The sequence below is a fragment of the Streptomyces sp. NPDC007084 genome, assembly GCF_040703595.1.
GTDB lineage: Bacteria > Actinomycetota > Actinomycetes > Streptomycetales > Streptomycetaceae > Streptomyces.
Genome location: NZ_JBEYFY010000022.1, coordinates 13,034 through 37,837 on the forward strand (window position 1 = coordinate 13,034; position 24,804 = coordinate 37,837).

At 66.6% G+C, this 24,804-nt stretch carries 20 protein-coding genes; 7 read left to right on the forward strand and 13 right to left on the reverse strand.

Annotated elements, in window-relative coordinates:
- Positions 1 to 296: 296 nt before the first annotated feature.
- From AB0912_RS19450 to AB0912_RS19460, 3 genes are all read right to left on the reverse strand, one after another.
- Positions 297 to 1,583: a HAMP domain-containing sensor histidine kinase gene (locus tag AB0912_RS19450; protein ID WP_366701418.1), complete on the reverse strand. Its 1,287-nt coding sequence runs from the start codon at positions 1,581 to 1,583 to the stop codon at positions 297 to 299.
- A 38-nt stretch (positions 1,584 to 1,621) separates the two neighbouring features.
- Entirely contained in the window at positions 1,622 to 2,431 is an 810-nt protein-coding gene (locus AB0912_RS19455) for a hypothetical protein (protein WP_366701258.1), read from the reverse strand.
- 322 nt (positions 2,432 to 2,753) lie between these two features.
- The gene (locus AB0912_RS19460) at positions 2,754 to 3,260 is read right to left on the reverse strand and encodes a dual specificity protein phosphatase family protein (RefSeq protein WP_366701260.1); all 507 of its coding nucleotides are present in this window, start codon (positions 3,258 to 3,260) and stop codon (positions 2,754 to 2,756) included.
- A 106-nt stretch (positions 3,261 to 3,366) separates the two neighbouring features.
- Here AB0912_RS19460 and AB0912_RS19465 point away from each other — a divergent pair, with 106 nt between their 5' ends.
- Complete coding sequence (locus AB0912_RS19465; protein ID WP_366701262.1) at positions 3,367 to 4,170, forward strand: nuclease-related domain-containing protein; 804 nt, start codon at positions 3,367 to 3,369, stop codon at positions 4,168 to 4,170.
- Positions 4,171 to 4,392: 222 nt separating this feature from the next.
- Here AB0912_RS19465 and ligD read toward each other — a convergent pair whose 3' ends face one another.
- Positions 4,393 to 5,274 carry a non-homologous end-joining DNA ligase gene (ligD, locus tag AB0912_RS19470; protein ID WP_366701264.1) on the reverse strand — a complete coding sequence of 294 codons (882 nt, stop codon included), beginning with the start codon at positions 5,272 to 5,274 and terminating at the stop codon, positions 4,393 to 4,395.
- Positions 5,275 to 5,356: 82 nt separating this feature from the next.
- Between ligD and AB0912_RS19475 the strand changes: the two genes are divergently transcribed.
- Entirely contained in the window at positions 5,357 to 6,592 is a 1,236-nt protein-coding gene (locus AB0912_RS19475; RefSeq protein ID WP_366701266.1) for a Ku protein, read from the forward strand.
- Between the two features lie 39 nt (positions 6,593 to 6,631).
- Here the strand turns inward: AB0912_RS19475 and AB0912_RS19480 are convergent, their stop codons facing one another.
- The 3 genes from AB0912_RS19480 to AB0912_RS19490 all read right to left on the reverse strand — a co-directional run bounded on the left by AB0912_RS19480 (position 6,632) and on the right by AB0912_RS19490 (position 10,913).
- On the reverse strand, positions 6,632 to 8,395 hold the full coding sequence (locus AB0912_RS19480) for a beta-ketoacyl-[acyl-carrier-protein] synthase family protein (RefSeq protein WP_366701268.1): 1,764 nt from the start codon (positions 8,393 to 8,395) through the stop codon (positions 6,632 to 6,634).
- Between the two features lie 377 nt (positions 8,396 to 8,772).
- Positions 8,773 to 9,588, reverse strand: coding sequence for a transferase (locus tag AB0912_RS19485; protein ID WP_366701270.1), 816 nt, complete (start codon positions 9,586 to 9,588; stop codon positions 8,773 to 8,775).
- Positions 9,585 to 10,913, reverse strand: a complete 1,329-nt coding sequence (locus AB0912_RS19490) for a glycosyltransferase family 4 protein (RefSeq protein ID WP_366701272.1) — start codon at positions 10,911 to 10,913, stop codon at positions 9,585 to 9,587. The genes AB0912_RS19485 and AB0912_RS19490 overlap by 4 nt, the downstream gene beginning before the upstream one ends.
- Positions 10,914 to 12,765: 1,852 nt before the next feature.
- On the opposite strand from AB0912_RS19490, the gene AB0912_RS19495 reads away from it, so the two are divergent.
- On the forward strand, positions 12,766 to 13,116 hold the full coding sequence (locus AB0912_RS19495) for a hypothetical protein (protein WP_366701274.1): 351 nt from the start codon (positions 12,766 to 12,768) through the stop codon (positions 13,114 to 13,116).
- A gap of 54 nt (positions 13,117 to 13,170) precedes the next feature.
- On the opposite strand, the gene AB0912_RS19500 is transcribed toward AB0912_RS19495, so the two are convergent.
- Positions 13,171 to 14,094: a DUF4231 domain-containing protein gene (locus tag AB0912_RS19500; RefSeq protein ID WP_366701276.1), complete on the reverse strand. Its 924-nt coding sequence runs from the start codon at positions 14,092 to 14,094 to the stop codon at positions 13,171 to 13,173.
- Positions 14,095 to 14,403: 309 nt separating this feature from the next.
- Here AB0912_RS19500 and AB0912_RS19505 point away from each other — a divergent pair, with 309 nt between their 5' ends.
- Positions 14,404 to 15,333 (forward strand): aminoglycoside phosphotransferase family protein, encoded by a 930-nt coding sequence (locus AB0912_RS19505; protein ID WP_366701278.1) that lies wholly within the window; start codon positions 14,404 to 14,406, stop codon positions 15,331 to 15,333.
- 55 nt (positions 15,334 to 15,388) lie between these two features.
- On the opposite strand, the gene AB0912_RS19510 is transcribed toward AB0912_RS19505, so the two are convergent.
- Entirely contained in the window at positions 15,389 to 16,624 is a 1,236-nt protein-coding gene (locus AB0912_RS19510) for a hypothetical protein (protein ID WP_366701280.1), read from the reverse strand.
- 389 nt (positions 16,625 to 17,013) lie between these two features.
- On the opposite strand from AB0912_RS19510, the gene AB0912_RS19515 reads away from it, so the two are divergent.
- Genes AB0912_RS19515 through AB0912_RS19525 form a run of 3 tightly spaced genes read left to right on the forward strand, consistent with a single transcriptional unit; the run spans position 17,014 to position 18,173 of the window.
- On the forward strand, positions 17,014 to 17,574 hold the full coding sequence (locus AB0912_RS19515; RefSeq protein WP_366701282.1) for a bifunctional DNA primase/polymerase: 561 nt from the start codon (positions 17,014 to 17,016) through the stop codon (positions 17,572 to 17,574).
- On the forward strand, positions 17,564 to 17,872 hold the full coding sequence (locus AB0912_RS19520; RefSeq protein WP_366701284.1) for a hypothetical protein: 309 nt from the start codon (positions 17,564 to 17,566) through the stop codon (positions 17,870 to 17,872). The genes AB0912_RS19515 and AB0912_RS19520 overlap by 11 nt, the downstream gene beginning before the upstream one ends.
- A 4-nt stretch (positions 17,873 to 17,876) precedes the next feature.
- The gene (locus AB0912_RS19525) at positions 17,877 to 18,173 is read left to right on the forward strand and encodes a hypothetical protein (RefSeq protein WP_366701286.1); all 297 of its coding nucleotides are present in this window, start codon (positions 17,877 to 17,879) and stop codon (positions 18,171 to 18,173) included.
- 650 nt (positions 18,174 to 18,823) lie between these two features.
- Here AB0912_RS19525 and AB0912_RS19530 read toward each other — a convergent pair.
- The 4 genes from AB0912_RS19530 to AB0912_RS19545 all read right to left on the reverse strand — a co-directional run bounded on the left by AB0912_RS19530 (position 18,824) and on the right by AB0912_RS19545 (position 24,762).
- Entirely contained in the window at positions 18,824 to 21,100 is a 2,277-nt protein-coding gene (locus AB0912_RS19530) for a restriction endonuclease (RefSeq protein WP_366701288.1), read from the reverse strand.
- Between the two features lie 685 nt (positions 21,101 to 21,785).
- Positions 21,786 to 22,736, reverse strand: a complete 951-nt coding sequence (locus AB0912_RS19535; RefSeq protein WP_366701290.1) for a reverse transcriptase family protein — start codon at positions 22,734 to 22,736, stop codon at positions 21,786 to 21,788.
- 127 nt (positions 22,737 to 22,863) lie between these two features.
- Positions 22,864 to 23,715 (reverse strand): hypothetical protein, encoded by an 852-nt coding sequence (locus tag AB0912_RS19540; protein WP_366701292.1) that lies wholly within the window; start codon positions 23,713 to 23,715, stop codon positions 22,864 to 22,866.
- 306 nt (positions 23,716 to 24,021) lie between these two features.
- Complete coding sequence (locus tag AB0912_RS19545; RefSeq protein WP_366701294.1) at positions 24,022 to 24,762, reverse strand: GntR family transcriptional regulator; 741 nt, start codon at positions 24,760 to 24,762, stop codon at positions 24,022 to 24,024.
- Positions 24,763 to 24,804 lie beyond the last annotated feature (42 nt).

Sequence of the window (24,804 nt, forward strand, 5' to 3'; positions counted from 1 at the left end):
CGCACCAGACGACGTGGGGAACCCACCCCAGGGCCGCGGGAAACGGACCCGCGTCGGCCAACGAACGGGAGCCGGTCCAGGGGCGCGGGGAACTGCGCGAGCAACCACAACGCACCCGCACCAGACGACGTGGGGAACCCACCCCAGGGCCGCGGGAAACGGACCCGCGTCGGCCAACGAACGGGAGCCGGTCCAGGGGCGCGGGGAACTGCGCGAACAACCCCCACGCACCCGCAGGGAACATCCCCCCTTCCCCTCACCATCCCCACCGGCACGGGACACCCCGGCGGAAACGGTCACGCTCCGCCCTCCGGGACCGAAGCCCCCTCCACCCCCTCCACCCCCTCCTGAGGAAGCGTCAGCCGGGCCACCGCCCCACCCCCCACGTCATTGGCGAACTCCAGCCGCGCACCGAGCACCTCCGCCTGACCGGCCGCGATCGTCAGCCCCAGCCCGTGCCCCTTGGCCCCACCCTCGGTACGGAACCGCTGCGGCCCGTGCTCCACGAGATAGTCCGGGTACCCGGGCCCGTGGTCCCGCACGGTGACCACGGGCCCGTCGACCGTCATCACCACCGGCCCCGCCCCGTGCTTGTGCGCGTTCGCCACCAGGTTCCCCAGCACCCGCTCCAGCCGCCGCCGGTCCGTCTCCACCCGGGACGCCCGCACCACCCGGACCTCGGTGTCCGTCCCCGACGCCCGCACCACCCGCTCGGCCAGCGGAACCAACGGCTCCGAGTCCAGCTCAAGACGCTCCCGGCGCGCGTCGAGCCGGGAGATCTCCAACAGGTCCTCGGTGAGCGCGCGCAGCGCCGCCACCCGGTCGAGCACCAGCTCCGTCGGCCGCCCCGGCGGCAGCAGCTCGGCCGCCGCGTGCAGCCCGGTCAGCGGAGTGCGCAGCTCGTGCGCCACGTCGGCGGTGAACCGCTGCTCGCTCAGCAGCTTGCGCTGCAACGAAGACGCCATCGTGTCGAGCGCCCCCGCCACCGCGGCCACCTCGTCCTGCGCCCGCCGCGGATTCTGCGCCCGCCGGTCGCCGACCCGAGCGTCCAGATCGCCCGCGCTGATCCGCCGCGCCACCCGCGCCGTCGCGTGCAGCCGCCGCGTCACCCGGGTCACCGCGAACGCCCCGACCAGCAGCGTCGCGCCGATCGCCAGCGCCGACGACCACACGATCGCCCGGTCAAGCGCGTCGATGGTGTGCGCGCCCTGGGCGTAGTCGTACCGCACGGCCAGCGCCCGGCCCCTGTCGGCGGGACCGGCCGCCCACATCGTCGGGTGCGTGTCGTGGTCCCCGACCATCGAGGCACGCCGGCCCGCCACCGCCAGTTCGCGCAGCCGGGCGGGCAGCCCGGGCGGATCGACGCCCGCGCCCGGCGGCAGCCGGTCACCCGCCTGGTAGGCGGCCGTGACGTCGGTGAGCCGGTCGAGCGCGCGGGCACGCGCCTCCCCGACGGTCTGGTCGGTCACCGACACGTGCACGAGAACGCCCAGCAGGGCGGCGAGCCCGCAGCACATCACCGCGATGAACGCGGTCGCCTTCCAGGTCAGCGTCGCCGTCCAGTCCGGCAGCCGGGGCCGCAGCCGCTCCCGCAACCGCCGCCCCAGCCGTGTCCGCTGGCTCACGAGCCGCTCCCGGAACGATCGGCCGACGGCGAGGCGAAGGCGGAAGGGGAGGGGGAGGGTGACTGTGAGGGGGCGGCCGACGCCGGGGTACGGGAACCGCGCGGGCTCGCCGGCCCGACCCGCAGGATCTCGTCGCGGGTGGCCAGCATCGAGTCCTGGTGCGGGTCCCAGGACCAGACCGTACGGAACTCGTAGCCCGGCAGCGTCGAGGGCGACCGGATGATCACGTCCCGGCCCGCCACCTCCACGCTGACCACGCTGTCCGAGGTGCCCATCACCTCCACCAGCTTGTGGTGCAGGAACGTGTATACGCGCACCGCGAGCTGGTTCTTCGGGAAGCGGATGCCGAGCACCAGGTCGTCCCGGCCGTCCCCGGTCAGATCGCGGTAGTACGCCTGGAGGATCGGGCACTTCTCGCCCCGCGACCCCCGCTCACCGCAGTCCTTGAGCTGCTTCACCGTCGCGGCGTAGGGCGCGTGCGGCCCGCTGTAGTCGTCCGGATGGGCGGCCACCTCGGCGCGCACCACGGCGAGCGGATCGACCTTGTGGATGTCGTCGCCGGGCGCGGTGACGCCCTTGACCGTCTCGGTGTCCGCCTCCCCGTAGTCGATCGCCGGCGTCGAGGCGGGCGGCAACTGCGGCCACAGCGTGGTCGGGCCCACCGCGGTCGGCGTCGCACCGGCGCCGCGCAGGTCCCCGGAGTCCCCGCAGCCGGTCAGCACGGCCGCCAGTACGACGGCGACGCCGGCTCCGAGAAGGGCGCGCGCCGGCCCGAAGGCCCAGCGCGCGCGGCGGCTGTGGATCACTGCGCTCCCGCGTCCGGGCCGGCCCGGACGCGGGCGGCGGAGCGCCGCTGTCGTACGTGGCCGGCGTGGAGAATGCTGCCGTCGGGCGGCGGCCGTCCTGGACGGGCCCGCCACGGGCGCCCGGCCACACCCCGGGACGGCCGGTCGCCCCGTACACCTTATTCATACGGAAGTCCTTTTTGTTCACCCGGCCCGTTCACCTGGCCCGCCGGTCCCCGCCGTCCCGGTCCCCGCCGCTCCCCGCCGTCCCGCGCCCCCGGCGAGACCGCCCTCCGCCCTCCGCCCCCCTGCAACTCCACTACTCCGCTACTCCGCTCCTCCACTACTCCGTCAGCTCTTCGAGGAGCCGCGCCGTGGGCAGCCCCGCCCGCAGGTACTCCACGAAGAGCTGGTTGTGCAGCGCCCACGGCGAGCGCCGGGCCCTGATCAGCCGGATCGCCTCGTCGGCGCCGTACCCGGCGAGGACGAGCGCGTGCGCCACGACCAGCCCCGACCGGTTGTACCCGTGGAAGCAGCGGACCAGCACCCGCCGCCCGTCCTCCAGCGCGTCGTCCGCCGCCCGCGCCAGCCGGATCACCCCGGCGAGCTGGGTCCCGTCCAGCGGCCCGTCGGGTATCGGCCACACATGATGCTCGACCCCCGGGTCGGGCCCGTGCCCCGGCAGCCGCAGCAGCGTCAGGACCAGGTCGAACTCGTCCCGTACGACCGCGGTCTCGGCCGGACCGGACCGACCCGCGAACTGGTGCCCGCCCATCCACAGACCCGGCACGATCTCGCTCCACGGGCTGTCCGGAGCCGGAACGTCCGGTTGCTTTCCGCGACCCCGCAACGCCGCCTCCCGACCGACTCCCCAACTCTCCCAACTCCCCTCAAAGGTAACCGGGTTCTTGCCCCTGGAGCACCCCGCCTGTTCCCATGGACGGGGGTGATGCCGCATGAGCGGACTGCGCGTCGTACCGGCCGGGCGCCACGGCCGGGAGCGGCTGTACGTGTGCCTGACCGACGGACGCAACGTCGCCTGGTACGACCGTGAGGCGGCCCGGGTCAACCTGCTCAGCGAGGACCGCCGCGACGACGTCCTGCACGCGCTCGGCCCCTTCCTCACCGGCCCCGTGACGGTCGGACCGCCCCCCGTCCCGAGCCCGGCCGAGCTGGCCCGCCTCACGCTCCACCCCGACGACGACCTCGCGCCCAACCGCCCCGGCGAGGCCCTGGTGATCGACCTCGACCGCGATCCGGGCCCCGTCCGCCGGCTGCGTCCCGATCCGCGCCGCCGGGCGCTTACCGCCGAGCAGACCGTCGGCGCCGCCCTGGACGCCCTGGAGGGCGGCGGCTGGCACACCCTGCACTCGCTCCCGCTGCCGGGCGGCGACCGCGTCCACCACCTGGTCGTCGGCCCGGCTGGACTCTTCTGCGTCCGCAGCGTGTACGCGCGCAGGCAGCGCGTCCTGGTCGCCGACCCGATGGTCACCGTCGGCCGCCGCGAGCCGGAGCCCCTGCTCCGCCGGCTCCGCGCCGACGCCGACCGCGCCTCGCACGCCCTGACGGCCGAGGTCCACGCCGTCCTGGCGGTGGTCGAACCCGCCCGGCTCGACGTCCTCGCGCCGCCCAGGGAGATCCGCGTCCTGCGCGACACCGACCTGCCCGGCCTCGCCCGGCTCGGCGGAGTCCTCAAACCGGCGGACGTGGAGGCCCTCCACGCGATGGCCCGCGACCGCCACACATGGCTGGGGGTATGACCCGGCCGGCTTACGTCACCGCCGGGCCGGTGCCGGACTACGGCGCCGCCACGCCGTACCGGCTCACGTGACCACCGAGACCGCGCCGTACCGGCTCACGTGACCACCGAGATCGGGCCGTACCGGCTTACGTGACCCCCGGGACCCGGCCGTACCGCCTTACGTCACGGCCGGGCCGCACCGGATAACGGCAGCGCCGGCCGGTCGGTGTGAGCCCGCGGCTCAGGGCAGGGAACGCGCCCGCGCCGGATCGAGCAGCGGAGCCATCAGGTCGCCGAGTTCCGTCACCCGCGCCGTGACGTCCGGCGCCCGGAACACCAGCTCCGCCGGCCTCCGGCACTCCTCGACCTCGTCCCAGGTCACCGGCGCCGAGACGGTCGGCTCGGCGCGGGCGCGCAGGGTGTAGGGGGTGGCCGTCGTCTTGCGGGCGGCGTTCTGGCTCCAGTCGACGAACACCTTGCCGGGCCGCAGGCTCTTCGTCATCCGGTGCACCACCAGCCGCGGCAGCGCCTTCTCCGCCTCCACGGCCAGTTCCTTCGCGTAGTCGCTGACCTGGTCGGACGGTGTCGGCGTGACCGAGGCGAGCAGATGCAGTCCCTTCGACCCGGACGGTTTCGCGTACGCCTCGATCCCGTCCGCGCCCAGCCGCTCACGCAGCCACAGCGCGACCTCGCAGCACTCCACGACCGTCGCGGGCGCCCCCGGGTCGAGGTCGAAGACGATCCGGTCGGCGACCCCGGGCGTGCCGATCGTCCACTGTGGCGTGTGGAACTCCGTGACGAGGTTCGCCGCCCACATCAGCGACGGCAGGTCCTGGACGAGGACCATCCGCGCGGGCCCCTCGGTCCGCGGCACCTCGGCCGTCCTGACCCAGCCGGGTGTACCGGCCGGCACGTTCTTGGTGAAGAACACCTGCCCGTCCGGCCCGTCGGGATAGCGCAGGAAGGAGACGGGCCGGTCCCGCAGATGGGGCAGGAGCACGTCCGCCACCGTGGCGTAGTAGTGCAGCACCTCACCCTTGGTGAACCCGGTGGCCGGATACAGGACCTTCTCCAGGTTGCTCAGCGAGAGCCGTCGCCCCGCCACCTCCGTGATCGGCGTCATACGATGAGAATCCCACGAAACAGTATGAAAACTGATCCAACCGGTACGAAACCGGATCGAAGTGATCGGAAGGGTGCTGCACGTGCGATCCATATGGAACGGCGCCATCTCCTTCGGCCTGGTCAGCATCCCCATCAAGCTCATGAACGCCACGGAGAGCCACGCGATCTCCTTCCGTCAGATCCACCTGGACGACGGTGGCCGCATCCGTTACCGCAAGGTCTGCGAGCTGGAGGACACCGAGGTCGAGAGCGCGGAGATCGGCAAGGCCTACGAGGAGGCCGACGGCACGCTGATCCCGATCACCGACGAGGATCTGGCCTCGCTGCCGCTGCCGACCGCCCGGACCATCGAGATCGTCGCCTTCGTACCGGCCGACCGGATCGACCCGCTCCAGATGGACACGGCGTACTACCTCTCGGCGAACGGTGTCCCGGCGGCCAAGCCGTACGTCCTGCTCCGCGAGGCGCTCAAGCGCAGCCGGAAGGTGGCCGTCGCGAAGTTCGCCCTGCGCGGCCGGGAGCGGCTCGGCATGCTGCGGGTCGTCGACGACGTGATCGCCATGCACGGCCTGCTCTGGCCGGACGAGATCCGCGCCACCGACGAGGTGGCCCCGGACGACGCCGTCACCGTACGGGAGAAGGAACTCGACCTGGCCGACGCCCTGATGGCCACCCTCGGCGAGGTCGACCTCGCCGACCTGCACGACGGCTACCGCACGGCCGTCGAGGAACTCATCACCGCCAAGGCCGAGGGCCACGAGGCTCCGACGGCCCCCGCCGAGAAGGACGGCGGCAAGGTGCTCGACCTGATGGCCGCCCTGGAGAAGAGCGTGAGCGCCGCCAGACAGTCCCGGGGCGAGGACGCGGGGGAGGGCGAGGGAGGCGACGCGGGCGACGAGGGCGAGGACGCCGAGGTCCACCCGCTGCCGGCCGGCAGGTCACGGACCCGTACGTCCTCCCGTACCGCCCCCAAGGAGGTCGGCGGAAAGAAGTCGACGTCCACGGCGAAGAAGGCGTCCGGGAAGAAGCCGGCGTCCGCGGCGAAGAAGGCCCCGGCGCGCAAGTCGACCGCCAAGACGGCGGCGAAGTCCTCCTCTGACTCCTCTGACTCCTCGTCCTCCCGTACCTCCCGTACCTCCCGTTCCTCGCGTTCCTCCCGTTCGTCCTCGGCGTCCTCGTCCTCCTCTGCGTCCGCGTCCTCCGGCAAGTCCTCCTCCGGAGGCACGGGCGGCTCCCGGGCGGCGGTCAAGAAGACCGCCGCCAAGAAGACGCCGGCGAAGAAGACGACGACGGCCGGGAAACGGGCGTCGGCCTGACGCCTTCGGGTCCCGGGACCCGAAGCCCCCGGTGCTCACTCAGGCCGTACGGCGCAGCGCCAGCACCGCGTTGTGGCCGCCGAAGCCGAACGAGTTGCTGAGGGCGAGGTCGCCCCGGGTGGGCAGTGAGCGCGGTGCCTCGGTGACGACGTCAAGGCTGATGGCCTCGTCCTGCTCCTCGCAGCCGATGGTCGGCGGGATGAGCCCGTGGTGGAGGGTCAGGACGGTGGCGACCGCCTCCACTCCACCCGCCGCGCCCTGAAGATGCCCGAGGTGTCCCTTGAGCGCGGTCACCGGCACCCCGCCGCCCAGTACGGCCCGCACGGCGCTCGCCTCGGCGAGGTCGCCCTCGGTCGTGGCGGTGGCGTGCGCGTTGACGTGGGCGACGTCGACGGCGTGACCGCCCGCGTCCCGCACCGCCCGCCGCAGCGCGAGCGCGACCCCGGCACCGGACGGGTCCGGGGCGGCCATGTGGTGGGCGTCGGCGGACAGCCCCCAGCCCGCGGCCTCGCAGTAGATCCGCGCGCCCCGGGCCCGCGCGTGCTCCTCGGACTCCAGCAGCAGGAACCCGGCACCCTCGCCGTTCACGAAGCCGTCGCGGTCCTTGGCGAACGGCCGGGACGGACTCACCGGCCCCAGCCCGTGGGTGGACAGCGCGCGCATCGAGGCGAACGAGGCCATGATCGCCGGGGTGATCACGGCCTCCGCGCCCCCGGCGAGCGCCACGTCGACGCGCCCGAAGCGGATGCGGTCGATGGCCTGGCCGATCGCTTCGGTGCCGGAGGCGCACGCGCTGGTCACCGTGCGGGCCTCCCCGGTGATCCGCAGGTCCAGCGACACCTGGGAGGCGGCCTGCGACGGTACGGTCATCGGCGTGGTGAGCGGGGACACGGCACGCGGCCCCCTGTCCCGCAGCTTGCGGTCGCCGCCGACGAGCACCGAGGCGTCGCCGAGGATGGCTCCGACGCTGACACCGACCCGCTCGGGGTCGAGCCCGCTCTCGACGGTGCCCGCCTCCTCGAACCCGCCGTCGCGCCACGCCTCGCGCGCGGCCAGCACCGCGAACTGCGCGGCCCGGTTCATCCGCCGCGCCTGCGGCGCCGGCAGCGACTCGGCGGGGTCGACGGGCACGCGGCCCGCGATCCGTACCGGCAGCCCCTCGAACTCCTCGTCGGTCAACTCCGTTATCCCGCACCGCCCGTCGAGAAGCCCCCGCCACAACTCGTCGGCGCCCAGCCCGAACGGGGTCACCGCGCCGACCCCGGTGACGACGACCCGCCGGGGTGCGACAACGCCGGAGACGCTACGACGCGGACGCGGAAAGTGCCGTACGACGTGACCGGCCTCGGCGGCCCGGCCCACCAACTCCCGTAGCCCGGTCTCGGATACGGGCTCGGCACCGCGGTCCTCCAGGTCCCGGTACCAGCGCCCCCAGCGGCGGGTGTACGTCACCTCGACGGCGCCGGGGTCGACGACGCGCAGCGAGGTCACCCGGTCGCCGTCGCGGAACTCGACTCCGTCGAGGTCGGCCGAGGCGATCTCGGGTATGCCGGCGATGTCCATCCGCCGGCAGGCCACGGTCACCTGGTACGCGCGGTCGAAGACCCGGTCGTGGTCCCTGCCGCCGAGCGGCGGACGCAGGGTCACCCGGATCGTGTGCGGGGTCTCGGGGAGCGTGTGCATCACCACGTACCACTCGTCCCGCGCCACATCGCTCTCGGAGAGGGCGAGGAGATCACCCGGGACGAGTTCGGCGACGGAGACGGCGTAGGGCTGCACGGGAACGTCGGAGGAATTGCGCATGGGTTCGCTGCCTTCGCTGTGGGGGGTCAGGGAGAATTCCCGCCATAACTGTCGGCGATAAGTCCGAATTTGCCTAGGTCTACCCACCCTGTTTGTGCGCTTAATCACGAAAGCGAGTGCTTGGTTATGTGCGGGAGAGAACCGAGCCGGACGCACGCCTATTCGGGCTTGAATTCTGAACGAAGGGGGTGGAGGCCCAGGTGAGCCCCGGTCCGGCGGTCCACCTGGAGATGCGCGGGGGTCGCCGTACGGAGGGATGTGCATATGGCGCAGGCATATGCGCAATGTGATGTACGGCGCACCCCCATAACCGCAACCCGCGATTCGCGATTCGCGATTCGCCCCCACGGCACCGATGAGGGAGAGTGGGAGGCCGATTACTCGATATCCGTCACCTCGACGGAGAGATCGTTGTCCAGGGTGTAATAGGGCCGGACGGAACGGCCGCCGACGTCGGTGGCCGGATAAACGAAGACCTCCTTGCGGTCCGCCACGTCGTCAAGCAGGCGGCCGACCCGTATGGCGGAGGCGCCGGCGGCGGGCCGCACGTGCACATCCCAGACGCCCTCGCCGGTAACGCCGTCTGCCAATTCACCGCACGGCAAGGTGAATTGAAAGGACCGCCCGTCGCCGTCGACCTGGGGCTCGGCGGTGCGGACCGTGCCGTCCCCGCGCAGCCGCGACCGCACGACGGCTCCCGGCCCGAACGACGCCCCGTGCAAGCGCCCGGTGACGACGATCGCGCCCTCGTCGGTGACGACTATCCGGTCGGACTCGGCGTGCGCGGTCCGCAGCCACGTACGGACCGACAGATAACCGGACTTGGTGACGTAGGGGATGTGCACGGCGACGGGTGAGGAACGGTCGCGGGCACCGCCGTCGACCAGCACCCGCAGGTCCCTCGGTCCCGGACGCAGCCGCTGCCGCTCACCGTCCGGCTCGTCGAGGAGATAGACGTCCCACCGTCCCTCGTCGAGGGTCGGACCGTCCTCCAGGACACCCACGAGCCGCCCGTCGGCGGCGGGCTCCAGGTCGAGGACGTGAGGCGCCCGCTCCTCCTGCCCCTTCTTGGCCCGCGGCTGGAGCAGCAGTCTGGGGTGGGTGGCGGAGGGCAGCCGCATCCCGAAGGTGATCCGGCCGTCGGCGTCCACGGTGCACCCGACACGGGGCTCAGGCTCGACAGACGTGGTCACAGTTCCACCTTCCGACTAGTGCTGACCTGCGTACTGCTGGCGTCGTTCTTGTCGCTCGTGCCGCTCTTCTTGTTGCTCTTACCGGCCGTCTTCCCGTTCTTCCGGGCTTCACGGGCGTCCAGGAAGGCGAACCGCCGGGCGACGAGGGACCGGCGGAGCCCGGCACGGCGTGGTGCGGCGGGACGTCCGGCCCTCTTGGCCTCCAGCACCTCACCGAGGAACCGATCGGCCTGCTCCACCACGAGTTCGGGCGCGAACCGCCGCGAGTTCTCTCTGGCGGCCTGCCCCATACGGCGCCGTCTCTCGTCGTCGTTCACCAGCTCCAGCAGGGCCCCGCCCAGGGCCTTGTGGTCCCCGACCGGGACGAGCCGGCCGTCGACACCGTCGCGGATGATCTCGCCGGGACCGTGCGGGCAGTCGGTGCTCACGACGGGCAGCCCGTTGCGCATCGCCTCGACGATGGTCATGCCGAAGGCCTCGAAACTGGAGGCGGCGGCGCCGATCGACCCCTTCACCCACTCACCCTCCATGTGGGGCACCGCCCCCATGAGGAAAACGTTGTTGCCGAGCCCGAGTTCGGTGATGACCTGCCGCAGCCGGTCCTGCTCCTGCCCCTTGCCGTAGATACGGAGCTGCCAGTCCGGACGTTCAGCGACCACGTGGGCGAAGGCCCTGATGAGCAGGTCGTACCGCTTCACCCTGACCAGCCGGCCGGCGGCCACGACGACCTTCGACGACCCGTCGGCGGGCGGCAGTTCGGGGTCCGGAACACTGTTGGGCAGCGCCTCGACGCGCACGCCGGGCAACCGCATCTTGAGCGCGTAGGCGGCGGCGTCGGCGGAGGTGACGGTGGTGAGGGCGTCGAGCCGGCGATAGGCGCCGCGCAGGACGGTACGCAGCTCCGGCGAATGGGAGTCGAGCGTGAGGTGCTCCTGCCCGACCCGCACGACGCGGTCGGGCGCCTGGAGCGCGAGATGCACGTTCAGCCCGGGCCGCGTCCCGACGACCACATCGGCGTCCACCTTCTCCAGGAAGGCGGCGATGCGCTGATCGGTCAGCTCGCTGTACTGCCCGTACCGCCGCTCGGCCGCGGGAAAGACACGCGCGGGCCGCGCGTGCAGCGGGTGCTCCTTCTCCTCCCGCAGATCGACCAGCCCACGCAGCGAAACCCGGTGATCCAGGGCGAGACTGGGACGCTCCCGCGTCCGCAGCACCGAAACAACCTCCACACTGTGCCGCTCCGCCAGCGCAGCGGCCAGATTGAAGGTGGTACTGATCGTGCCCCCTATCCCATAGGCGTTATGGATCAAGAACGAGATCTTCATGCCGTACTAGACGAACGCAACCCTGTTTGGGTTGCCGTTCGATACCAATCCTTACCCGGGGCATGTGTCGGGGGGTGATGTTCCGGTTGAGGCGAAAAAGTGCACAGGCCCCCGGCATCCCCGAGGGCGACCCGGATTGACGGGCGTACGGTTTGAACGCACTGGCGGTCGCCGCGAACATCCCTACGCGAGCGAGTAGCGCCGCGCGCGACCGAGAAGGGGAACGCAGTGTCCAACGGACGAAGCCGCCCCGACGCGGCGGACATCGCCACGACAGGATGCGGCGTCCTCCTGATCGTCACCCTGGTAGCCCTCCCCGGCCTCGCCCTGGACGACGGCCCATTGACGGCGTACTTGGTGGCGGTGGGCGGGGAGGAGGTTGCGGGGGTGAGGGGGAATTGCAGGGGCGGGCCCACGAAAAGCCTGAGCTTGCCCACCTGTCTGCCGTTCACTCGAAGGCCCAGCAGTCCAAAACCAGAGCCCATACGACGTCGGATCGCGATGACGCCCCATAATCCGAGCCATCCATCGCCCTCCCTCACGACGCTGACGACCCTCCGACGCCCACACGTCATGCGCCTGCTCCCGCGCGTCGGAATCCGCTGCACCACAACCAGTGGTCCGGCCTGAGGCGCGTGCCCAACACCTCTGGTTGCCCCGAAGGCACACCAAGTCGGCGGTCCGCATACAAGGCTTCGCACTACGGGACCGAGCGATGCGGGCGATGCGTGAAGACCTCGCCCTCAAGTACTGACCTCCAAAGCGTGGTGTCGTAGGGGCTGACGCCTCGTGATCCCTGCGGTATGCCGACTGCATCAGGTATGCGCAAGGGGGCGGACTGACCGGAAGGTGTCCAAGGCACAGAGCAAGACCCGTCCCTACCAACTCCGTTGGAAAGTCGGAGGAAAGGTCAGTAGCGCAACCTTCGCCACGGTGGCACTCGCAGAGAGCCGCAGATCTGACCTGTGGCAGGCAATGCGTCGTGGCGAGGCATTCCGCATCACGGATGGTCTGCCTGAATCCGAGGTACGGGCCGAGGCCAGTGCGGAGCAAGCTCGTGAGGAACTGTCATGGTTCGCGTTCTGCCGCGAGTACATGGCGGTGCGCTGGCCGACTGCCGCGGCCAAGACCCGTGAGGGCATCGCCGACGGGCTCGCCGCGGCGACGCTGGCGCTGGTAGAGCAGGAACAGAAAATGCCATCACCGGAGGAGCTGCGTCTCGCCTTCCGGTGGGCGGTCATTCCCAAGAACGCCGAACTTGACCCACCGGGGGAACTTGAAGACGCCTACGGGTGGATATCCAAGAAATCGCTTCTCGTCTCCTCGCTGGAAGACCCGAAGATTCTCCGCGATGTTCAGTACCGGATCTCCTTCAAACTGGACGGTACCCCGGCAGCGGGGGAGACCTCGCGCCGGCGTCGGCGCGCTCTCAACACGGCAGTTGAATACGCCATCGAACGCAAGCTTCTGGCTGAGAACCCACTCACCGCAATCAAGAGGGTGAAGAGTGGTTCATCGGATCGTGTGGACCCCCGCGTACTCGTGAACAAGACGCAGGCTGCTCAACTCCTCGCCTCGGTCTCGTACGTCGGAACATGGGACCGCAAGAAGGGCCGGCGCCTGGTGGGCTTCTACGCGGTCATGTACTTCGCGGGGCTCCGCCCGAGCGAGGCTGTGGGCCTCAGGAAGGCGGATTGCTTCCTCCCGGAGAAGGGGTGGGGCGTTCTCACGCTCCGCGACACACACCCGGCGTCGGGCAAACAATGGACAGACAGCGGAGAGCGCCACGACAAGCGCGGCCTGAGTCTAGGGAGGCCAAGGAAGACCGACCGGTCCCGATCCCCCGCCGCTCGTGGCCATGCTCCGCGCCCACCTGAAGGAGTTCGGCACAGCCAAGGACGGACGGCTCTTCACGAACGAGCGGGGCGGTCTCGTGGGGAGCAGCACCTATTGGCGTGTGTGGCGGGATGCTCGGGAGTACGCGCTCTCGCCGGACCTTCAGGCGTCCATCCTCGGGGGGCGGCCGTACGACCTGCGGCACACCTGCATCACGACGTGGCTGAACGCCGGCGTGCCCGTGGCCGAAGTCGCCCGTCGAGTCGGTAACTCGCCCGAGGTGATCCATCGCGTCTACGAAGGGTGCATCTACGGGCAGGAGGCGGCGATGAATAAGAGGATTGAGAATGAGCTCGACTGGCCGTGACACGGCCGCTCCCGGCACCAAACTCTGCCGAGGTAGGTGCCGGGGGCGGTTTCTTTACGGACCGGAAGGTGCCTGAGGTCTGGAAGGATTAGCCGCTTCGGGGGGTTGCTCCAATTGCAGCTCCTTCTTTCTTTGTTCTTCGCGGATCCGTTCTACCTCTTCGGCGAAATCTGCGAATGCTTCATCTGGGGCCAATTTTTTGTATCGACGAATTCCGAGTTTGTACGCCTGGATCTCTAGATCGATGGCGTCTGCAGTCTGCTGCAGATTAAGGCTTCGTTCGCGAAATTTGAAGTACGAGATGATTCCTGCAGAGATGCTCACCAGGGCACTCAGTACAACGGCAAGCAAGCTCCATACGCCCTGCTCTGCTGATGCTGTCGTGCAGACAGAAGTAAGAATGGAGCCGACGATCACGGTTAGCTGAAACCAGTTGTGCCTGTTGCGGTAACGCTCTGCGCTTCTTCGATAATCGTCGCGAATGACTGGAACATCCTCGCGGTACTCGTGCGCTGACCCCTGGCTAGGATTGTTCAACGCGCCCGTTACGCCAAGATGGGCCCTGCGCTCGGTCTCCAGGATCTTCAAATGTGTGAGATCGTCGGCAAAGGATTCCGTAGCCCATTTTGCCGATCCAATCGTGGCGACCATGGAAACGATGAAGAATAATCCACCTGGTATCAAAGCGCTATCGCGCCGACTTTTGAAGGATGGAAAGTCGATTAGCAGGTTTACGGCGACCATTGCGCCAACTGTAATCAGCGGGACAACGACAAGGGCAATGCGGGCGATTCGCCTGTAGAACCGTTCTTTATGGAGGCGCGCTTCCGTTTTGATGATTCTTGTCTCTGCGTCCAGCAGGTCTGTCGTTATCACCTTCACCCCCAAGGTGTGCAGAGGATAGCGAATGAGGGCGCGCTGCGGGTGGCCGGCCTCTGTCGGCCGACCGCCGTGGACTGAGAGGGGAGCGGCGCGCACGGCTCTATCGCAGGTCTATCGCGATCAGTGCGCAGCAACGACAAAGAGCGGGACCCAGTGAGACTGGGTCCCGCTCTTCATGCTTGGCATCTGCGCTGGTCAACCGCATCATCGTGCTGGTTGAGGCGAAGTGCCCCCGGCAGGATTCGAACCTGCGCACGCGGCTCCGGAGGCCAGGTAAGAGCGAAGGCTGCCGGGGCTCTGACCTGCGGGGGAGCGGTGCCGGAGGTAGGACCCAACCAAGATCATCACGCCCCTATTACGTGGGTGCCCTGTCCGGCGGTGGGGCCGGGCCGTATCGTCGGAGGCATGATCTCGGGCACTGACGGCGAAGCGCACGACGACGGCACGGAGTTCACGGCGGAAGGCGTGGAAGCTGTCATGCGTGAGGCGTGCGAGGCGGCCGGCCTCAACTTCACCGGAGCAGAACTGCTGCGCCTGGGCTCTAACGCGGTGTACCGGCTGGCGTCCTTACCGATCGTCGTCCGCATCGCACGTGACCCTGCCGTCCTGGCGGAGATGGAACGTGCCGTGGGCGTCGCCCGATGGCTGGGGACGATCGACTTCCCGGCCACACGCGTGCCGACCGCCATCGCACAACCCGTCCTCGTCCGCGGCCTGGTGGTGACCTTCTGGGAGAGCGTCCAGGAGCGGGAGGAGTACGCGACGGTCGGCGAGCTGGCCGACCTGCTCCGTCGCCTGCACTGGCTGGAAGAACCCGAGTCGCTGGGACTCCCCTACTTCGATCCCCTGGCCAAGCTGTCGGCCTCGCTGGACGGCTTGCACGCTGTCTCTCCGGAGGACCGGTCCTTCCTGGAGGAACGAGCGGCCAAGCTTGCCAAGGAGTACGACCGGCTGGACTTCGTGTTGCCCTTCGGCCTGATCCACGGTGACGCCAACATCGGGAACATCCTCCGCCACCGCGACGGTCATGCGGTCCTCATCGACCTCGACGGATTCGCCCTCGCCCCGCGCGAGTGGGACCTGATCCTGACCGCGCTCTACTACGACCGGTACGGCTGGCACACCGAGGCGGAGTACGCGGAGTTCGTCCACCGCTACGGCTTCGACCTCATGAACTGGCCAGGATACGAGACCTTGGCCAATCTGCGAGAACTGATGATGGTGGCCTGGCTCGGTCACCAAATCGATGTGAGTGAACGCTCTGCCACCGAGTTCACCCGACGGATGCGGTCGCTGCGGACGGGCGAGGGACGCAACTCGTGGAGCGCCTTCTAGACACTGGCAGCGCAGCGCTGGCTAGCCCCGTGACGCTGGAACCTGCCGAGAAGACCTACGTTCCCGCGGCGATCCACAGCCTGTGCTCTCTGGCCTCGTCTGCGAGATCGCGTGCAGCGGCACTGTGGCCGGCGGCGCTGAGGTTCCGGCGGAACTCGGCGAGGTAGCTGACGCACCGCGCCGACTTGAGCTGCTCGCCGAGATCCAGAGCATCCAGGACCACGCGACACGCCTCCTCGACATCCCCTGCGCGCAAGTGGGCGTCGGCGAGGACCATCGTCGCGAAGAAGTCGCTTCGTACATGGCTGCCGCTCATGGCGTTCTCGGCGTGGGACACCGCCCGGCGGGCGCTGTTGACGTCACGGAAGCAGTGGGCCGCTTCGGCAGCTAGCTCGGCCTCGTCGAAGTAGCTGATCCACTCCGGCTCGTCGTCGCTGTTTCGGCCTTCGAGGGCCTTGGTCGCCGCGTTGAGCGCGGCCTCGCAGGCGGCGACGTCTCCGGTGCGAGCAAGGGCGCGCGCCTCCATCGCGTGGAACTGAGCCCGCAGCGTCGGTGTGGCCACCGGAGAGATACCCATGAGCGCTGCACGGGCAAGAGTCGCGGCCTGCGTGTACCGCCCCAAGAAGGTCGCCTGGTGGCTCATCGCTGACAGGATGCTGCCCGCGAGCCGGCGGTCGTTGGCGTCCTGGGCGAGGCGGAGGGCCTGGAGGAAGTACCTCTGGGCGAGTCCGTGGTGGCAGGCGTCGTAGGACATCCAACCGGCAAGAAGCGTCGCTTCCGCCACGGTCGAGAAAAGGGCCCTGCCCACCTGTTCGGTGTACCGGCCTTGCAGGAGCGGGGCCACGTCGTTGTTGAGGTACTGGATAACCGAGTGGCGTGCATGGTCACCGCCGAACTGATCGTCAAGCTGGGCGAACATGTCCGCGGTGGTCTTGATCGCTGCCACGTCGCCGAGACCGACTCGCACCCCCTCGGCACGCGGCCGGGGAATGCTCGGCTCGGGAGCAACGAGCCACCGGAGGGACGCTTCATTCCACGCTGGCTCGGACGGCTCCGCGGTGAGTAGCGGGTCGTAGTGGTTGAGATCCGCGCGCCACAACTGGCCAACCGTCTGAATGGCGTCATCAGGGCTGGCGGGGTACGAGGCGTCGAGTACCGAAGCGTCCTTCGCCTCTCCGTAGTCCAGGCCGAGTTCTGTCGGACTCGTCGCGAAGGCATCGCACAGAAGCGGCCCGTAGAAGTCGTCGGGCGAGCTGTGCCCGTTCTCCCAACTCGCGATACGGCGCTTCACGCTTGCGTCCGACGGGAGTTGATGCCCGCGCTGGGCCGCTGCTCGGCGTAACTCCCTCACTAACCGCGGCTGACTCCAGCCCCGGCCGGTGCGAGCTTCCCGTAAGCGGGCACTGGTCGGCTTCATGAGGACGTAGCCCTTCATTCCCTGTGCGTACGCCGGTGCGAACACTCGGTCTGCCCGACCGAATGTACGCGCTGGTCATTGCTTCTTGCACGTAGTAATCGGAGATCGCTCGCAAGGAACAGGTGACGAGGGATGACGCGGCGGGCGTGGACGCGTCATCCCCCGTCACCTCTCGTCATCTGCCCTGGCCAGGTGCCGGGCCGGGAGTGTGGACCCACGGCGGCACCGAGGCCGCACCGCAGTCCGACTGAGGGTGAGATGACGTGCAGAGGATGACTAGGCGGGGCATGGAGTGGCTGTCTGCGGCAGCGGACAACCCGACCGAGTGCCGACAGGTTTGGGCGGATGACCCGCGGATGCCCTGCCTCCTGCCGACCGGCCGCTTCTTCGACGTGGTGAGCGTGGAACAGCGCCTCGGAATGGAGATGTTCGACCGCCTCCAGCGCAGCGGGATGCCGATGGGACCTTCGGTCATCGACCGCAAGGCGCAGCGAGTCGGGTTCTTACTGGGCTCGCAGAGCCGGGAGACCTTCACGTACTACCTCGGCCGTGAAACCTCGTCTCCGCCTTCCTACCGTTACCTCAGTGACGGTTCGGCCGTCGTCGTGCCCGGCCCCATTCCGCTGTCCGAGGACCGCTACCAGTGGCTCCGGGCACCGACGCGCCGGCCGGAGGCCAACCCGCTGCGGCCGGTGGCTCTCGCGACTGCGCTGGTCGCCTCCGCGGAGCTCTTGGCGAGGATCGACCGCTTCGACGAGCAGTACCCGACTCCTTACGCGGCGGTTGCCGCGCTCCCCGAGGAGACGACCACCGATGCCGGATGAGCCGACCGTCGGGCGCGACGCTGCCGCGTGGTCACCTCTCGACAGCGACGGCTGGTACGCGGCTCGAAACGCCACCACCGCATTGCGCGACGTCCTCGCGCGCGCCGGCCTGGAGAAGGACTTCCCCTACCTGCGTGCGGACTTGAACGCCTTCGGACACGGCCTCGTCGAGCTGGGACGTGTCTCACCCGACACCGCCGAGCTTCTACGCCTGGCACTGGCAAGCGGATACGGCCGCGACCGTGACGGCGACGGTCACGCGTCAACCACAGCCGAAGAACACAAGGGAAGGACCTGACGTCATGACCGACCGGCGAGGAGTGGTGGCCAAACGGGCGGAGGACCTGGTGCCCGGCGTGCCCTACGTCCGAGGCTGGAACCGCGCGCGCCGAAGCGCCGGCACCCTGGCCGATCAACTCGTACTGCTCGGGTTGGACTCCGACTTCCCTGGCTTGGTGGCCGACGTGAACGTCCTCGGCGACGGATTGGTGCAGTTGGGAACCGTGCGCCCTGACGCAGCCGAAATGCTGGCGAAGCTCATCGCGGCAGGACTCCAAGCAGAGCTGCACGGCACGACGACCGAGACATCTGCCGTCTGAACCGCTCCTCGAACGCCGGTCGGTCGCGGTTCGAGCGTGCTCCTGCGGTCGACTGGTCTGGCCCCGTACGGCATCGTTCTCTCGGCGTTGTCGGACGGGGCCATTTGCTGTCCCGGCGAACATGGCTGGTCTGCCGCTCGGCCGGGACCGGCGCCCCAGCGCCGCAGCCCGGACGAAGCGGCAGGTCAGCGGTGACATCAGCTTGGGAAGCTTGGGTTCCCTGGCGATGGATGGTGGGAGGACCTGCGGCGGAGCGCCGTTGGCGTCCTGGTCGCAGGCAAGTCAAGTTCCCGCTGCTCCCCGCAGCAACTGGCACGTGAGTGGCACGGTTCTTCGTCTCGCACGTCCCTTGGCGGACTGGGCCCGGAAGGGTCTGAGCCTCAGCCGACGACAGTCAGCCACGACGGTAGACGCACCGACCCACCCCACGCACGCGTGTGCCTCGCTGCACCCCCACCAGCCTCAGCCACGCTGCCATGCAAGATCTTCTCCCAAACTCCTCCCAGGGAGACACGATCCCCGGAGGCGCCGGATCAAGTGAACCGACTACTTCCGGAATGCAGGACAAGTGCAGTTCCAGAGCAGTATGGTCAACTCGGTCGGAAAACGACGTGTTTACCCACCAAGGGGATTGGGCCTGTCTCCGGGCGCTATGAAAGCTCGCGAAACATGCCTTCAATCGCCCTACGCTCGGAAGGCGATACGGAGGTGCCTCGGAATCCGTAGCCCATCCCAGACGGGGGCCGATCGCGGGGATACTCGTCGTCTGCGTAACGTTGTTCAATCGAATCTCGAGCAGACGCAATGTCTGGTCTCAAATCGTCGATGATACCGACCCTAATCGCCAGCATTTCAACGTCGTTAACCCACTGATGATCAGAATCACGATCCTGCTCATTTCCGGACAAGTTCTCCAGCTCCTGCCGTAACCCAGTCCAGACGCTTTCGTAAAACTTTTCATTAGGGTCGAACTGTTGCTTCAGGGTTGAGCCGTACGACTCAAAGAAATCCTTGAATGCCGTCACGTCATCTAGCGTGTACAGTAATTCACCCCAGCTTTCGAAGGCCCATCGCAGATCACCTCGAAAAGAATCCGGATCTTCCATGTAGCGCATCATTAAGGCCACATTGAAGGACCTCCAGTCATCCGGCTCCATAAACCCCGAGGCTGAGCCCTTAAGAAGTTCGATTGACACTGCTAGGAGCCCATTGAGTGATTCACCTAGCAGTCGATGCGCTGGCTGCAGAGAGTCAAGAAGGGGTTTAATTGTTCGCCGATAGATCCGGGCTGGTCTGCGTGAATCGACTTTACTGGCCTCTTTTTCTTCGGTGATGAGATCCATCATCTTCTTGAGGATGGAGCTTGTGTGGCGAGTAACTGTTTCGGCGCAATTAGGGAAGCGAAGCTTACCGTCAAGCTCGGATACCGCGTATTCCAGGAGCGTACTCACTTGAGCCAGATGCCTTGCGTCCCCAATGATGGCCATCAGGTAGTCCGGCTCTTCGTCAAGGAAAGCGAGAGTGAAGTCACGTACGCTTGGATTGGCGTAGGCGATCACCGTGTCCCCGTCACGCCTTTTTTCCACGCTGACAAAGGTGCCTTCTAGTACTCGAAGCGCGCTCGTATACTCCGTTGGCTTCGCCTCTTTTTTAACCAAATCCTTGAGGTCCCTGGAGTCGGCGCCATAAACAGGAAATGAGGCAAGCGTAAGCGTTAGCCGTTGCGCAAGATCCGACAATCCATTGTTGAATACTATTCTCCATAGGTCCAGTGGATGGTCAAGCGTGTGATTGAGATCGCGCGCGAGTTCATCCGCCGACGAGTGAGGCCGCTTGATGACCAATTCCAGGATCCGCGGGGAGAAGTTTTTATGCCTAACGACTGTCCAGTAGGAAGAATTCTCTACGTACTCCCTGACGACTTCTCGCGACAGGGTAGAAAAATAGAGATGATTGTACAGTATGCGGGCTCGTTGGATCGCCCCGTACTCAGCTATCTTTAGCACGAACTCAACAACTCGTAAGTCTGTATGTGCGATCGGCTCGCTGGTTAGCCGCGCTTGTTGAAGAATCTGCGATCTCGTAGTCATGACAAGCCGCTTGTCTGGGTTCCGCGCCACGCGGTCCATTAGGCGTATGACCGAACTGTCCTTCGCGCGCCTTTCGCTGAGGTCAGTCTGCCCGAGGAAATCGTCATACAGGAACACCTGCTGGCGGCCCGACTTGTATGCCTCCCATGCGTCGTCAACGTCAGTTCCCACTGATACGATCTGCCAGTTTTCGTGCCAGTACATTAGAGCGAGCATTTCGGCGAGCATGCTCTTGCCGACTCCCGGCGAACCCGTTAGGACGACCACATGCTTAGCGTCGAGTAGTTCGTATGCCGCTTGGAAGCTGCTAGTTGGAACATATAGCTTCACTCGATCCCTGATGTCCTCAAGCAGCGCCTCACTGCGCTCCCAGACGCCGCTCTGGACAATGCGTTCCAAGATAGTTGTGGAGGCGAGCCAAAGCTTGAAATGCTGCTGCTCTACTAATGGATGCTGCGTGATTAGGCCATTGATGTCGGCTTGGGTCAGTAGGTCGGCGGTGTCAGAAAGCCACGGCTGGAGGTCACCAGCGAGGGTGTCTTTCTGTGTCCTATTTAGATCTTGGGACGTGACGAAGAGATAGCGGTCGGGCTTCTCTTTGTCCATCTTTGGCACTTCGCGACGTGCCGACGCGCGAAGGTCCGAGAAAGACGATCCCAGGTAGTGTTTACACTGGACGACGATCTTTCCTGCTGCCGTGCTCGCCCGTAAGTCGATGCCTCCGTCGCGACCACGACCGAACGCCTCCAAGCGCCAACGATACTCGGCTTCGAGGAGATCACGAATCAATATTTCGAAGTCGTTAGGCGAGAGGGTGCGGAAGTCGTAGTCGGCCAATTTGCAAGCTCCAACAGAGTTAGCGATCCGCTAGCATGCGCGCCGGCGGAAGGAGCATCAACTATACCGACGCTAGCGTTGGCCGCCGATGGTTTGTCAGATCACGGGAGAACTGGCTTCGACGAGTGCTCAGGTCGACTGGTGCTGCTTTGAGCTGGGCTCCTGCGTTCGATGTGCGCACCGCCCGTCGCCGTTTGTCGACGTTGTTCACTGTCGGACGGCCCGGGGACAGGACAGCGACAGGGTGCATGCCGACCGCGACGAGTATTTGATCAACTCCACGCCTCCGGGGCATGGCCTGCACCGCTCCGGGTTGAGAGGATAAGCCGGTGACCGAGAATGAGGTTGTCGAGGCAGGGCGCTGGTCGCGGGCCTCCGAGGGCTTTGGTCATTCGCCTGCGGTCGTCGCCGATTGCTTTTCTTCGCTTCTGTACAACTACCGCTGATATTGGTGGCGAAGGCCCGCCAGATGGGCTTGCACGCAGGGGATCGAGGATGCCGTCAGACGCAGGCTTCGAGAGTCCTAAATTTAATGGCCTCGCAACTCCACCAGGCCAGCCTGGCCTGCACGTCGCTGAGGCTCACAAGGGATCGACCTGCCCGGGTTCATCCGCTGGGACCAGCTACGCATCCCGGCCAAGCGCCATCACTCCCGAACTTCCGGGAAGCCTCAGGGCAGTTCGTATTAATGTTCTTCATCCCAATACTCTGCATCTCCCTCTGACACCAGTTCATCGAATTTCCGCAACAGCGGGAAACCCACGTCCGGCTCAACTGCGGCGATATAACACGCCCAGCCCAAGAGGCGACGCCGACGCATCTCCTCCTCCCTGCCGCCGAACTCTGCCATATAGGTGTCGTAACCAAATGTCGATATGACATGCAAGATCCATCGCATCTTGCGCTTGAGCTTGCGCGGAATCCGAGGCCCGTCCGACTCTCCCACATACAGGCCGGTAACGTATTGCGGTCCGCCACGGCGCATGAAAACGGTCTTACGCGTGTTCACCGACCAGCCAGCCTCGTCGAGAATTCGAGCAATATCCGTTGCGTGGCGGTCAGTGACGTCGCCGGAAAACGTGAGATCGTCCACATAGCGCGTAAACGACAACCCCTCCGACTGGGCATACTCGGCAAGAGACTGGTCCGTGCTCAGGAAGGCCAAATTCGACAAGAGGGGCGACGTACTGAGGCCGATGGGGAGCTTGCCGCCGATAGTGACGAAACTGGCAGTAAGGTCTGCGACCTTTCCCTCATAGCCTTGCTCTCGCAAAAGCGTCTTTACTGTTGCGGCGCCAATCGACGGAAAGAAATCCTCTAGATCCATACGCAATACGCACTTTTTAGCCAGGTGTTGACTGGCGTTGGTGATTGTAGAACGTTCGCGAACGAATCCGTGGACATGATCGGGAGCCGTATATGAGAACAGCCGCGTGAAACTCCGATACAAGTTCTTACTGACGGTATCGAATGGCCGCTTCGGTTTGAATACTTCGCGTACTCCGCCGTGTCTCTTGCGGTATATTCGCTGCTCGTAAAGGCGGCCGAAACCGGTAGGGATCTCCGAACTCAGCCGCTCAAGAATCTCAGTCGATACGTCAGCTTGCTGCGCCAGGTCTTCAACCGAGTATGGCACTGGGCCCTCCCTGGTGAAACGTGAGAAGGTAGGGTCGCACTCCCATGCAAGGGCTATCCTGCAACGCACGCGAACTCGCGCACAGAGATGACCGCGACCCTACCTTCGCCGGGCATTGTAGCATACCTCAGTGGAGCGGGTCCCTTCTGCTAGAGATGCGACCATCCTCGAACGAATAGAGCAGGGAAATAGAGGGTTCAATTTCTTTGAACGATCTATAAGCGTAAGATTCCGCAGATGTCGTGCGGTTCTCCCTGAGCCATCTGCTTACGGCTGCCATAACATAGTCGATAATGGCCGTAGACATGTAATCACGCTTACCGACCATTTGAGCATTTAGTCGTGGCAACGGAATCGATTGTCCGGCTGTTTTGCGCGCCTGCTTGGCGACACTGTCGGGAAGTCGAGTTAGAATCGATTTCATTTCTTCGCTTTGCTCTATGAAGCAAAGCAATTCGGCTTCACGGCGATGCCGGATCGATAGATCACTTAGCAATTTCACGTACATGAGCTCAATCAGCTCAGATTCCGCGACATTCTGAAATTTCACTCGATTGGTCGTGACCATATACGTCCGGAAAAAAATCCTCCGCATGAGGTCTTTGAACGGACCGGAGACCTCCAGGGGATCAGTCGAGCTATGGAAACCGTTCTCGCGGAATTTCTCGAAGCTAGGAAGTCCGGCCAAGCTCCTTCTTGCGGATAGGTCTCGGTGCAGATCCCGAATCTTTTTCTCTATGTCGTCAGCATCTTCACCAAGCTCAACTACGCCTACGATCAGCGGCTGAGACGCATTTCCGTTACCTGATTCGTCCATAAAGAGCTTCAGCACAATTAGCCTTTCATGAGGCCGGCCAACGCCGCCAGAACGTCCACGTCGTCGCGCTAATGCAGCCGCAGGAGTAACGCGTGGCCCTGCATAGAATAGGGCAATACGCTCTGAGGGTGCGCCGGAATCGGTGAGGCGGTTGGTACTCACCTGGGATGGGTTGGGTGATCCGAGGCAGATCAAGGCGTTCTACGGGCTGGGCGAGGCGCAGTTCGTCAGGGGACGGCATTGGTGCTACGTCGCGGCGGTTAAGGCCGGCGTGGCCGACCGCCCCAGCCACGACGCGCCCCTTGTCTAACTTCAAGCGATTGATCGCTGTGAGCGCGGCACGGCCGCCGGTCGGGCTGGAGCGGGGCGGAGACAGGAGCGCAGGCCCGGCCGGGGGCCGGGCCGCGCGCGGGGAGCGGAGCGAGCCGCCTTGATGACGTAGAGAAAGTCTGAGCCAACTCGGCCGTGCTACAGCCGGAACGACAGCTCCAGCTCGTCGCCTGGAAGGTGGAACTCCTCCAGGGCGAGGGGCTTGTCCGACTCGGTGAGGGTCACGCGGATGACGTGGAGCATCGGGACCCCGTCGGCGAGTCGTAGCGCCTGAGCCTGATCGGGTAGGGGCATGCGGGGGCGGATGTACTCCGTGAAGTGGAGCTCGTGTCCCAGGCCGGTGAGCGCCGTGTAGAGCTCCGGCGCCGGCGGTGGGGCCTCCTCCTCGTACTTGGTGTCGATGAGCACCGAGAACGGGACATACGTCCGGTGGAGTTGACGGAGGTGGCCGTGGTCCGCGGTTTGCAGCGCGTCGTACGTGAACATCGGCTCGCCCGGCGGGACGCGGAGTAGGTCCGCCAGGGTTAGCGGGGCATCGGTGCGGGTGGCTACCGGCGGCTCGGCGTCTGTCCAGCGGATGCCGTCCGCCTCGACGTAGCGGCCGTCCGTGGTCCGGCGTACGCCGCGCGGGCGCGTGTGGCTGGGGCGGCTGTGGGGGGAGCGGGCGAAGGTGCCGCGGCCCATGATGGCTTCGACGAGACCTGATGCCCGGAGTTCGCTCAGGCCCTGGCGGACCGTGGGGCGCGTCACGCCGAACTGCTTCGCCAACGCCTCCTCGGAAGGCAGCGGTTGGCCGGCGGGGAAGGTGCCGTCCAGGATGCCTTCGCGCAGGTAGTCGGCGATCTGCCGGTACTTCGGCTGCGTGTTCTTCGGCGGCATGCGTGCCCTCCCCGGCCGTGGTCACTGCTTCTTCCGTCCGTG

What these genes read in the sequence shown, in the direction of transcription:
- AB0912_RS19545 (WP_366701294.1), bottom strand. Translation starts at nt 24,762, where the DNA reads ATGCCGCCGAAGAACACGCAGCCGAAGTACCGGCAGATCGCCGACTAC.
- AB0912_RS19520 (WP_366701284.1), top strand. Translation starts at nt 17,564, where the DNA reads ATGCCGGATGAGCCGACCGTCGGGCGCGACGCTGCCGCGTGGTCACCT.
- AB0912_RS19525 (WP_366701286.1), top strand. Translation starts at nt 17,877, where the DNA reads ATGACCGACCGGCGAGGAGTGGTGGCCAAACGGGCGGAGGACCTGGTG.
- AB0912_RS19490 (WP_366701272.1), bottom strand. Translation starts at nt 10,913, where the DNA reads ATGAAGATCTCGTTCTTGATCCATAACGCCTATGGGATAGGGGGCACG.
- AB0912_RS19480 (WP_366701268.1), bottom strand. Translation starts at nt 8,395, where the DNA reads ATGCGCAATTCCTCCGACGTTCCCGTGCAGCCCTACGCCGTCTCCGTC.
- AB0912_RS19465 (WP_366701262.1), top strand. Translation starts at nt 3,367, where the DNA reads ATGAGCGGACTGCGCGTCGTACCGGCCGGGCGCCACGGCCGGGAGCGG.
- ligD (WP_366701264.1), bottom strand. Translation starts at nt 5,274, where the DNA reads ATGACGCCGATCACGGAGGTGGCGGGGCGACGGCTCTCGCTGAGCAAC.
- AB0912_RS19505 (WP_366701278.1), top strand. Translation starts at nt 14,404, where the DNA reads ATGATCTCGGGCACTGACGGCGAAGCGCACGACGACGGCACGGAGTTC.